This is a genomic window from Mycobacterium sp. NGS29, from assembly GCF_059812965.1.
On record NZ_JCALDR010000052.1, the window covers coordinates 1 to 501 of the forward strand.

General features: G+C 66.5%; 1 protein-coding gene. It reads left to right on the top strand.

From position 1 onward, the window contains the following. Window positions 1–3: 3 nt before the first annotated feature. On the top strand, window positions 4–501 hold a 498-nt coding region (locus AC5Y5Z_RS25560; protein WP_499928295.1), incomplete at its 3' end, for a PPE family protein.

A 501-nucleotide genomic window follows, 5' to 3' on the forward strand; every position in this document is an offset into this window, starting at 1 on the left:
GCGATGTTCTTGGATTTCGCGTGGTTGCCGCCGGAGATCAACTCGGCGCGGATTTTTGCCGGTGCCGGGTCGGGTCCGTTGCATGTGGCCGCGGCGGCTTGGGAGAGTTTGGCCGCGGATTTGTCGGCGGCGGCGAATTCGTTCGATTCGGTGATCGTGGGTTTGGCCAGTGGTCCGTGGGCGGGTCCGGCGTCGGTGTCGATGGCGGCTGCGGCGACGCCGTATGTGGGCTGGTTGGGGGCTGCGGCGGCGCAGGCTCAGGCGGCTGCGTCCCAGGCGCGGGCGGCGGCGTCGTCGTTTGAGGGGGCGTTGACGGCCACGGTGCATCCGTTGGCGGTGGAGGCGAACCGGGTCTCGTTGATGACGTTGATTGCGACGAATTTCCTGGGGTTGAATACGCCGGCGATTTTCGCCAACGAGTTCGATTACGTGGAGATGTGGGCCCAGGATGTGGCTGCGATGCTGGGGTATCACTCGGGTGCGACGGCGGTGGCTGCCAGC